The sequence below is a fragment of the Candidatus Igneacidithiobacillus taiwanensis genome (assembly GCF_031962545.1).
Classification (GTDB): domain Bacteria; phylum Pseudomonadota; class Gammaproteobacteria; order Acidithiobacillales; family Acidithiobacillaceae; genus Igneacidithiobacillus; species Igneacidithiobacillus taiwanensis.
The window spans coordinates 1-10,670 of record NZ_JAVRKK010000079.1; the positions used below are offsets into that span (position 1 = coordinate 1).

At 56.2% G+C, this 10,670-nt stretch carries 12 protein-coding genes; all 12 read right to left on the minus strand.

All coding sequences use genetic code 11. The annotated features are described in order from the left end of the window. Positions 1-945, minus strand: a 945-nt coding sequence (locus tag RTI30_RS09780; RefSeq protein WP_312283703.1) for an outer membrane protein transport protein, incomplete at its 3' end; no start/stop codon positions are given. A gap of 190 nt (positions 946-1,135) precedes the next feature. After that, positions 1,136-2,269 (minus strand): radical SAM protein, encoded by a 1,134-nt coding sequence (locus tag RTI30_RS09785; RefSeq protein WP_312261815.1) that lies wholly within the window; start codon positions 2,267-2,269, stop codon positions 1,136-1,138. Between the two features lie 26 nt (positions 2,270-2,295). Beyond that, complete coding sequence (locus RTI30_RS09790) at positions 2,296-3,354, minus strand: NAD(P)/FAD-dependent oxidoreductase (RefSeq protein WP_312261813.1); 1,059 nt, start codon at positions 3,352-3,354, stop codon at positions 2,296-2,298. Then, positions 3,345-4,430 (minus strand): lipoate--protein ligase family protein, encoded by a 1,086-nt coding sequence (locus RTI30_RS09795; RefSeq protein WP_312283704.1) that lies wholly within the window; start codon positions 4,428-4,430, stop codon positions 3,345-3,347. The genes RTI30_RS09790 and RTI30_RS09795 overlap by 10 nt, the downstream gene beginning before the upstream one ends. A gap of 16 nt (positions 4,431-4,446) precedes the next feature. Continuing rightward, on the minus strand, positions 4,447-5,574 hold the full coding sequence (locus RTI30_RS09800) for a radical SAM protein (RefSeq protein ID WP_312261810.1): 1,128 nt from the start codon (positions 5,572-5,574) through the stop codon (positions 4,447-4,449). 73 nt (positions 5,575-5,647) lie between these two features. Then, a complete protein-coding gene (locus tag RTI30_RS09805; RefSeq protein ID WP_312261808.1) occupies positions 5,648-6,085 on the minus strand; it encodes a glycine cleavage system protein GcvH in 438 nt (145 codons plus the stop codon). A 54-nt stretch (positions 6,086-6,139) separates the two neighbouring features. After that, positions 6,140-6,535, minus strand: a complete 396-nt coding sequence (locus RTI30_RS09810; protein WP_312261806.1) for a DsrE family protein — start codon at positions 6,533-6,535, stop codon at positions 6,140-6,142. Next, entirely contained in the window at positions 6,532-6,978 is a 447-nt protein-coding gene (locus tag RTI30_RS09815; protein WP_312261804.1) for a glycine cleavage system protein H, read from the minus strand. The genes RTI30_RS09810 and RTI30_RS09815 overlap by 4 nt, the downstream gene beginning before the upstream one ends. A 67-nt stretch (positions 6,979-7,045) precedes the next feature. Continuing rightward, positions 7,046-7,957, minus strand: coding sequence for a CoB--CoM heterodisulfide reductase iron-sulfur subunit B family protein (locus tag RTI30_RS09820; protein WP_312261803.1), 912 nt, complete (start codon positions 7,955-7,957; stop codon positions 7,046-7,048). After that, the gene (locus RTI30_RS09825) at positions 7,950-8,669 is read right to left on the minus strand and encodes a 4Fe-4S dicluster domain-containing protein (protein WP_312261801.1); all 720 of its coding nucleotides are present in this window, start codon (positions 8,667-8,669) and stop codon (positions 7,950-7,952) included. The genes RTI30_RS09820 and RTI30_RS09825 overlap by 8 nt, the downstream gene beginning before the upstream one ends. 23 nt (positions 8,670-8,692) lie before the next feature. Then, on the minus strand, positions 8,693-9,487 hold the full coding sequence (locus RTI30_RS09830; protein ID WP_312261799.1) for a hypothetical protein: 795 nt from the start codon (positions 9,485-9,487) through the stop codon (positions 8,693-8,695). A 5-nt stretch (positions 9,488-9,492) separates the two neighbouring features. Continuing rightward, on the minus strand, positions 9,493-10,548 hold the full coding sequence (locus RTI30_RS09835; protein ID WP_312261797.1) for an FAD-dependent oxidoreductase: 1,056 nt from the start codon (positions 10,546-10,548) through the stop codon (positions 9,493-9,495). Positions 10,549-10,670 lie beyond the last annotated feature (122 nt).

Genomic DNA, 10,670 nt, shown 5'->3' on the forward strand with positions numbered 1-10,670 from the left:
TGTGTTATGCCAGTTGATCCACTGCCCTTCGATACTCACCAACCATCGGGAGATTGGACGAATAGCGATGCCAAGCGCGATCTGCTGCGGATAGTTTAGGTGGCCACTGTACTGTCCCGATGCGCCCTGGACCGGGCTACCGTCAGGAAGCTGTGCCGACTGCGTCCCAGCTTGGAAGGTGAGAGGCGTGAATATCATGGGCGATTTATAGGTCGCACCTAGGGTAACCATGTCGTTGACTTTGTAGAGAGCACCAATAGTTAGGCCCACGCCGTAGGCCCAGGACGGTGTCGATAGATTTAAGCCAGAGGAGACGGGCACAACTGTATTTACCTGTCCAACGCCTGGTTGAATAACTGTTGCGGGAGCAAATTGCGTCAATGTCTGCTGGAAAGAGCCCTGTTCAGCCGCGATATTTAGCGATGCTCCAACGGCCAGATGATCATTAACCTTCATGGCGATAGATGGCGCCATTTGAATGAAAGTTATGCTGCTGTAAGCCTGCGCATAACCACCATAAGGAAACCCCCGCGGATTGGCTGGCACATTTTGGAGGTAATTCACACCCAGACCAGAGGTACCGTATACACCACCACCAAAGACAATGCCATCACCAAAGGCAGGCGCAACCCATCCAATCGCCGGAATCCCATACACGTTGCTATGGCTGCCAATTTCACCAAAGCCCATGTTCGTTTTGCGGGTCGGATTGAATACTTGTGCCGAGAAGGCCGCCTGCGGATGCATCAACGCCAGCCCGGCAGGATTGCTGATGGCGGCGGACAAAGGATCGTCAGGAGCCGCAACCACGGCACCGCCCATACCCACGGCATACTGGCCGATACCAATCAACTGGTAGCCATTGGTGGCAAAGGCGCTACCAGAAAAAGCCGCGGCAGCAATGGCCGCAGCAACTGCACAACCCAGAATTTTTGTCTTCTTCACTATCTCCGCCCTCTTGTTTGTTGCCAAATGACATCATGATTGTGGCCGATAGACCAAGGTGTTTCAAGAACTGAAATAATCAATTTTTTTTTGCACTGATCAAGAGGAAAAATACAAGCATTTTCTAAATCAGAACATGCTCATATAGAAAAAGGGGCAAATGCCCCTTTTCTCTCGCCCAAAATCTACATCATCCAGGAAACTGCAGCTCCTGCAAACGCATCTGCCGCCGCACGATTTCTACGTCCTGCTTATTCAGGGCAAAGGGGAAAGAACGAATATCCGAGGGCGACGAATCACCATAGGGTCGATTACAGGCACTGACCTCTTCATCGTCCTTACCCGGGCAGCCCGAAGTCTGGAAGGGTTTACCCGAGTCGATGATGCTCTCGAGTTCAGCCTGGGGAAAGCCGAAGTCTTCCACGCGCCCGTACTGATCAAAGCTCATGTCCTCAAAACGCCCACCGGCATAGTCAATCAGGAAACGCCCGAGCTGCACCCGCCGCCACTGATCCTGGGGCACTGGATCCCAGTCTTCCATCATCGAGCCCTTCTCCGGGAAAAAGGCAAACATATGGTTGTGTCCGCCCATATCCTTCATGCGCTGACAGACTTCGAGGATTTCCTGCTCCGTCTCGCCCATGCCGCAGATGAGGTGCGCACCGAACTTTTCTGGTCCGTAGATTTCCGCAGCCCACTCGATGGTCTGCCAATACTTGTCCCAGCTATGCGGGCTTTGCACCGTCTTACCGCGGGTACGCTCAAAAATTTCTGGGGTGACGGCGTCGAGGGCAACAGTGAAGATATCGGCACCCAACTCCTTGAGGGTGATGAGATCCTGCTTCTCCATGGTCGTTGGATTGGAGAGGATCGAGACCGGGATGTGCGGCGCGACTTCCATCCAGCGCTTCAGTACCACCTGCGTGTCATGGTCGGAATCGGGATGGGTGATCATACTGATGCACATACGCTCAAACTGCCCCTTGTCGCTATTGGCAAGGATACGCTCGAGCATTTCATCGACCCGCACCGTAGGCCAGTCGACACGAATGAAATTGCGATCGGCATAGTCCCGGCTCTCTTCCCGATGGCGCGCCAAGCCACAGTAGGTGCAGTTGGCACGACAACCCTCGGGATAGGTCATGAGCAGGTTCAGACAGTGGGTGCAGCTGGTACGGTGCATCACACCCGGGATCAAGCCCAGGGTGATGGCCGCCGCCGTACTCAACTGCACATACTCGGGCGAACGCATGGCCGGCGTTTTGACGAAATAGTCGGGCCGGTAAAAGTTCAGGGGTTGATTTTCGGTGACGACCGCACTCATGACAAATCCTCCTCGACGAGCCGCCTTCAGGCAGCAAAATACTCCGGAAAAGCAATCCATCCAGATCGCATGACGCGATCCTCCTGTGCCGCCGGCTGATGCCAAACGGCCTCCAATGCCCGCCGCCGCTCTATGGCGCGCTGCAAGGCTGGCCCAAATTGGTCGGTCATATCTTCTTCGTACTCTTGCAGGGCATCGGCATCGCCGGCCAGCCAAGCTGCCACTGCACGTCCTGCCGCCTCACCACTGATCACAGCGGCCGGGATACCGGCCCCAGTGATGGGATGCGTCAGCCCTGCGGCGTCCCCAATCAATAGGGCACGCTCGTGCACCATCGGGCGAAGCCCCCCGACGGGAATGGCACCACCCGTTCGCCCCAAAATCTCCGCACCCACTAGGCCACGCTCCTGCATTTGCTGGTGCAGTAGCTCCAGAGGGGCCTTGAGATTGTCTGCAAAGCGCCGATCTGCACCCAAACCCAGGTTGGCCACGGGCCCACGTGGAAAGAGCCAACCGTATCCACCAGGGAAGGCATCGGAGAGAAAGATATCCGTATCTTGGTAGGGCTGCAGCAGCGGCACGGTATACTGGCGCGTGAACACAATAGGCTGTGGAGGTACCCCGAAGGCCTCAGCGACGGCACTGTGGGGGCCATCGGCACCGAGGAGAAAGCGCGGGCGAACGGCGACGGCCTCTTGCTCCTGGAGCACCGTCGCGATCTCTCCATCCCAAGACCGAAACTGACTGCGTTGCCAAATCTCAGCACCCGCATCTTCCGCCAATTTCGCCAGCCCCTGATCAAAACGTGCCCGATCAATCATTAATCCGGGAAACACCGAATGCTCACGGGCACCCGAGGGCAGAATCGTCAGCATGCCGCTCACTTCCTGCACTTGCGACAGGGTCTCGCGCACGCTGCGCATCAGCGGCATAGGGACAAATTCGGCGCATTGCACCGGCACGCCGATTTCCCGGCGCTTGTCGATGGCGAGAGTGCGCAGGCCCGCCGTAGCGGTCGCCCGAGCTGCCGCCGCCCCACCCGGACCAACCCCAACCACGAGGACATCACAATCGACTACACGCATGCCAAGGCCTCACGCACCACGGCAACGAAATCCTGGGGAAGCAAACCAGAGGCATCGACAGGGGTGTCAACGTACCAACGCTCGACGATATTTGGTAAATCGTCGATATGACTGTTGCGCAGGGCGGCCTCGAGATCGACCAAGGCGCGGCGTGGCTGCAAGAAAAAGTCGCCACTGAAGGTGATCTGTCGAATCCGCCGTCCCCGCTCGTCCCAAAGCAAGGAGCTACGCAAGGTGCCTCCGGTACTGCGATGCACAGCCTGCAGTAAGGGTTGCTCACTCGAAGGACGATCCTGCAAGTTCAGCCACTCGGGATCACGCACGATCGCCAAGAATTCTTCCAGTCGAGTCGATACCGTAGCTGGGAGCGGAGCATCTTGCAGATCCCAGCCAAAATACTGCTGGAATCCTTGCAACAAGGCTCGCTTCACCTCATCCTTGGCAGGAATACGGCCAAGAAGGGTACGCAGGCTAGTGACCCGCTCTGCCACCGATTGTATGGCGTGGGCATCGAGTTTTTCTGCCGGCACTCGTAAGACCTGCAACATGCGCGGAATATCCAGATCGATCAAAACGGTGCCCTGAAACAGTACGACTTGGCCGTCGATGATGCCACCCGTGCCGGAAATTTTACGACCGTCAACTTCGATGTCGTTGCGCGGGCGAAAGCGTGCATCAATCCCCATACTGCGCAAGCCCAAGGCCGCCGCCTCACAGATTTCGCGTGCGAGCAAACTCATATCACCAGCTGGGAGATCGCTTCGCTGGCACACCAACTCCCAACCCAGGTGACTTGGATCGAAAATGATCGCCCCACCACCGGTCAATCGCCGCTGTATCTGCACACCCTCGCGCGCACAGAACTCCAGGTCGAGTTCCTGCTGCGGCGACTGATGGTGTCCTAAGAGAGCGCAATCGGTAAAGTGGAGAAAACGGAAGGTAGGTCCACACTCGCCAGCCGCCAAGGCCGCTATCAGGGCGTGGTCGACAGCCATATTTTCGTCGGCACTTCGCAGACCAGTGTCGACCACCGACCACCGTGAAAGCTCTCCCACCGGTTTCTTTGCAGGGGCCATGCGCAGGGCACTGTGCTCAGGCGCTAACGACGATGGGAATGTCGCGTAACGCTGGCCGGCGCTTAGGTGCCGCCGGGATGTGATCGAGGGGAATCGCGCCACTCTCTTCGCCCAGGGCCAAGACCTCCTCGCCCACGATCATGGAGCAACAGGAGGGCGTAACAAAAACATCCCGGTCAAGGTGCTTGGCCAGAGCGAGCATGCCATCCGAGGGAAAAGCGATCCCGTTCAGACCGGCCATTACCGCATAGGTGTCGGTTTCCGAACGGTGCACCCCACCCGGGCGGGCGCAACCCAGGAGCACCGGAGTATCCGGCAGACTCGCGCGGGCATCCATGAAGAACTTACCCACCTCTGCGCTCGGCGGCGTCGCGAACGGCCGACTTTGACTGGCGTACTGCGGCATGATGACGACCAAAACAAGTGCACTGGGAAGGTGTCGCTGCACGATTTCCAAGGAATTCCACTCGCCAAGCATCGCACCATAGTGCAGGCCGATGACGATGTGCGGAACGACCTTCATTTTAGTCGCCACCAACGCCTCGAGAGCCGCCTCGAAGTCGTCCACACTGCGGCGCAAGTGGTAGACCTGAGAAATGGTATCTTGCGCCCCGATGACGTCCATCATGGCTACATCTACCCCGGCGTCTTCCATGCCGCGGGCGAACTCCGGCGTTGCGATACCAGTGTGCATGGCAATCTGGAGGTCTGGGTAGCGGGCCTTGATCTTACTGACGGTGGGAAAATAGGGCTCGTAATGCACCACGTTTTGATGATCGGAGCCACCCGACAACAATAAACCGCGTCCGCCATCGAGAACGATCTGATCGACAAGGCGATCGAGCTCTTCAGGAGAGCGCACGGGGATCATCGGTTCGAGGATTTTGGCCTTGCAATGATCACACTGCAGCTTACATTCGCCGCCGGTGATGGAGATTGCTGGAAAGGCATTTTTGCCACAGCTCGTGGTAGACAACTCAGACGTCTCGTGGTGTCGGAAGGATGGGGTATAGAAATTGATGCGACCAACCTGGGACCCCGACAAGCTCTGCCAACGTTCATGCATGGAAGACACCAAATGGGCATCAAGCCGCAGATCTTCGAGGGCTTCAACCTGGGAAACAGCGTCCAACCATGAGTTCATGAGCGCATCCGTCCTGTGCAGGAAAAGGGAACAGCGGCTGTGAACACAGCCGCTGAACAGTAGCGAGAAAGACTTAGCAGCCGCCGAAACCGTCGGCGTTCATCTTCTCTTCGAAGGCAGCCAAGGCATCTGCCCCGGTCTTGAGATCAGCGGCATCAGCATCGAAATCGGTGGGCTTGAGCTTAGAGATCCAACCACTGCCGTAGGGATCTTTGTTGATCAAGCTAGGTTCCTTGGCGACCTCTTCGTTGCTCTCAACAACCGTACCACTGACCGGGCTCTTCAAGGGTCCTACCCACTTACCAGATTCTACGGTGGCTGCAGATTTGTCTTTCTTGATGTCTTTGCCAGCACCCTTCGGGGTGTAGGAAACGATCTGTCCGGCAAGGGCGCAGGCATACGAAGTCATGCCGATGGTAACGGTGCCATCGTCTTCTTTACGCAGCCATACGTTGTTTTCGACGTTGTACAGCAAATCTTCCGGAATTTCACAACCACGAACGGTACCCATAAAGTCCTCCTTGAGGTGTACGGACAATGACAGTTAAAGACAGGGACAAAACCCTCAGAAAAACAAAAGCCGATCGACCGAGAGAATCAGATCGGCCAGATCTCCAGCAGAAGCGACGTGATCGACCTCGTCGATCAGGCCAGTCTCTTCCATGGCGTAGCCCGGTAGCGCCGGCCGACACACATACAGCTCTGCCCCAGCGTTTTTGGCATCCCGAATAAACTCGATGATTCGCTTGCCGCCTTCCATGGCTGCCATATTTTCGGCAACACCCTTCTGCATCAGTTTGACTGCTTCCATGGTGCAAAAAATCTTAACCTCTGCATCCATGGATGACAACAAGGCGCCCAAATAAAAAGGTGTGGCACAACGGTGGGCCGTACTTGGCCCGCTGGTCATGACAATGACAACGGTTTTCTCGTCGCCTTCCTCCAGGTAGTGGCTACTCATCGCATCCCTCGCTCGCAGTGAATGTCATCCCGCAGACAACGCGCCTTGTACATTTCGAAGGCGGCCTCACCAGTAACCATGTCTTTCAGAGCGACGTCGAGACTCGCGACTGGTCGCACCCGCGCAATCCACGCCTCATAGGGTTCGATATTGAGAAGATTGGGATCCTCGAGCACATCCTCATTGGCAAGCTCGATCACGCAATCGAACACGTTGGGTACAGGCCCGGCCCACTTGCCGCTTTCGATGGTGGCTACCGGTTTGCCGATCGGTCTTCTGGTACCCGGACGACGGACACGGACGTGCAAAATCTTACCGGCAATGGACTGGGAGATATCGGTCATCCCCACGGTAAGGCTGCCATCATCCTCTCGCCGTGCCCAGACCTGACTCTCCTTATCGTAGTAGAGCTCGGCTCGAAATTCACACCCATTACATTCCATGGCCTTTTCCTCGTTATCATAGCTACGAAAAAAAACGCCCCCGGAGGGGCGTATTCTTCGACCACGCTCAGACGATGCCTTTGGCAGCCAGGAGATCCATGGAGTCGCTGACGTTGTCGGGAATCCCGACCTTACGCGGCGAAAGGCCCATGGCCAGCCCAAGAAGCTGGGTGAAGTAAATGACCTTGACGTTGGTCTTGATGCCGAACTCTACTTCCGCTCGCACCTGGTGCATTTCCAAACCGGAATGACAGGTTGGGCACTCCGTGGCGATCACTTCTGCGCCGGCATCTTCTGCCGCCTGCAGGATATTGAGCACCAACTGCGTTGACGTGTCAGAGTCGGAGAGTGTATGTGCACCGCCACAGCAAGCCGTCTTCAGCGGGAAATCCACCGCAACCGCCCCGGCCGCTCCCAACAGATCATCCATGAAATGGGGGGCGTACGAGGACTCAGAACCAGGCCCCTGATCCTTCTCGGGGAAAATCTGCCGCGGACGGGTGTACATACAGCCGTAATAGTTGGCGATCTTCAAACCGTTGAGGCTCTTCTTGACTCGACTCTTGATACCCTCTGGTCCAATTTCTTCCATGAACCATTCCAGAGCATGCAAAGTACGCACGTCACCGTCATACACCGGGTCTCCGGACTTTTCCGCGAGATCCTTGACCGTTTTCATGGTCTCCTCGGAGGTCGCACATTCATACTCCGTCTGCTTGAGGTTGCGGTAACAACCATTGCAAGGCGCCATGACGGTGTCACAACCTTGCAGCTTGCTCGCAATCGCCAAGTTACGGGCAGACATGTACGTTTGCAGCATGGGATGAATGTTTTTCACCTCCATGGCACCGCAACAATTGTAGTCTTCCAGATTCTCCATCTGGAGACCCAACTCTTTGACCAATACCCGCGTCGACTTGTCGTACGGGCCGCCGGATCCCTCCAAGGCACAACCGGGATAGTAAGCAACTTTAGCCATGATGCGCGGCCTCCTTCTGCATCTTCACATACTCCGCCAACACCTCACCAGTGCGCCCCCAAGACTTGGTCTTGGGCCGAAAGACCACGTTTAGGCCCATTTTGGCGAGTTGGCCCAGCGGTAGGTGCTTGCTCAGATTCTTGCCGAAGTTGATGATCCAGGTCTGCACCAAGGGCTGACCGGAGCGCTTGAAAAAGCCCATCATCACCTCGGTGTCTTCAATACGACCGTATTCCAAGCACTGATGGGTAAATTCCTCATCGAAGTGCGTGGAGAGCGTCTTTGGGGTGTAACCATTCTCCTCGAGCCAGTGCGCAGTGGCCTTCATCACGCCCTCGGGCCGCACGTCCTTTGGGCAGATGTTAGTGCACTTATTGCACGAAACACACTGCCAGATAATGTCCTTGTCCTTCAGCAACTCCGCTTTGAGACCCAGGCGTATAAGATAGATCCAGTAGCGTGGGTTGAAGTCCACATTCTGCGCATACATCGTGCAGGAGTTGGTGCAAGAACCACACTGCCAGCAGCGATGCACATTTTCACCGCCGCTGAAGCTCTGGATGATCTTTTCGAAATCCGGCTCGTAATCCACCAAGGTACGAGGGGAGATCATGGTATTCCACGATCCGGAAACGTCCACACCGTCGACGACCAGATGGTCGTGCTCGAGAATGCGATCTGGATCGATCAGTGTCTTCTCATGAATAGCCATAACCGAAACTCCTAATTGAAAAACTAGTGAACGTCGTTGCTCTTAATACGAGAGCCACCCATACGTCGCTGCGTTTCCACGCCCAATAACTTATGAATCTGTTCGATAAAGTCCGACTGTCCACCGAAGTCAGAGCGCAGAAATCCCTCTGCCATCGCCCGCAGATACTGAGAATACTGGTAGGCGAGTAGGACATCGATGAGATAGGGGAGATCACGGTAGACACCAAGCTCTGCCAAGCCTTGTCGCATCCAATCTCGAACTCCCTCAAACATCTCTGGACTCTCCCCGAGAGGGAAATCGGTTATATAGTCTCCCCCGCGGACAAACTCCCGAATGGCTCCGGAGCTCGTTCCTTGATCCCAAACCCAGCGGGTCATGAGCGGATACACCTCGGGGTTACCGAAATGCAGCAACTCCGCAGCCACATCCCGCAGCGCTCGCTGCGCTTTACCCTGCGCGGGAATTACCTCTTGGAAACGCTGCATGCGTTGCGCGAGGTCACCATGCCCATCAAGCAGATCCGCAACTGCAGAGGAAAAAGCTCTCGGCCCAACCTCCTGAAGCGTGGGCCAAAGCTTGCGGCGGGCCGTAAACATACGCTCCACCAAGCTACGCATCTGGGACTCGTCCAGTCCTTGATCGACTTGCCCAAGGATACCCCTGATCACCCGGGATTTTTCCTCCAACATGGCAACCAAGTCTGAGAGTCCCTGCTGACCCTCGAGAGCCTCTTCCAGCTCATAGAAAGACTTTTTGAGCAACCCAAGGTCGAGCTCAATTGGTACTTTCCCGGCAGTGACGGACTCTGCTTGCATTCGATTCAGACAGCCACTTTCTGGACAGAGAAAAGATCCGCAACCGCCCGTGATCCAGCCGATTGGCCTTGGGCAATGGAATCATCAATGGTTTCCGGTCCCGTAGCTGCACCGCACACATAAATACCCTTGCGCGTCGTGCCCTGGCTGTTGGTATACTGCTCGGCGCGATCGATAAAGCCATGCTTCTCGAGACCGATGCCAAAGGTCTTGGCGATTTCGGGGTTGAGAGCATTCGGGTCCATGCCGATGGCGTGTACCACCATATCCATGGGGATCACGATCGGGCGCTTGACCAAGGTGTCCTCACCCTTTACCAGCAGACGCCCATCCGGCGACTTGGTCACCTCGGCAATACGCGCCTTTACGAACTTGGTCTTGTACTCTTCTTGGCTCTTCCAATAGAACTTGTCTTCGTAGAGGCCGAAGGTACGGATATCCATGTAATAGATGAACACGTCGGTGCTGGGCGAGATTTCCTTGATCTCCATGGCAAGATTTGCCGATACCGTGCAACAAATCTTGGAGCACCACTCGCGACCGATCTGCCGATCACGTGAGCCCACGCAGAGCAAAATGGCAACGCGCTCCGGCACCCGACCATCGGAAGGGCAGCGGATTTGCCCAGTACCCACCATCTGCTCCATCTGGGTAGTGGTCAACACGTCTTCGTAGGTGCCAAAGCCCCACTCCGGCTTGTTGATGGAATCAAAATGGGTGAAACCCGTGGCGAGCACGATGCTGCCGGCTTCTACCTTGTTACCGTTGCTGAGATGTGCAGTGAAGTTGCCGGCTTCACCCTCGAGCTGAGTAACCTTGGTGGACTTGTGGATGCTGACGTTACCGTTACCCTCCACGCGGCTGACCATGCGGCCAATGGCGTCTTTCGCCCATTCGCCCGAGGGCACGAGTTTGGCGTAGCCAGAAATGATGGGTGCACCCCCGAGAACATCTTCCTTCTCGACCAGCACCGCCTTCTTGCCCATGGCTGCTACCGTAGCCGCCGCCGACAGGCCCGCAGGGCCCGCACCTACTACCAGAACTGTATCTTGTGCACTCACTGATGATCTCCTCAAGCGCCCGTATTCATATTGATTTGCTGATTGGTTGCGAGTTCGGGGTTGTAGAGGTATTCCACATTCCCCGCCTCGACCTGCTTCAGGTATTCCTGGAAGTCGGCCTT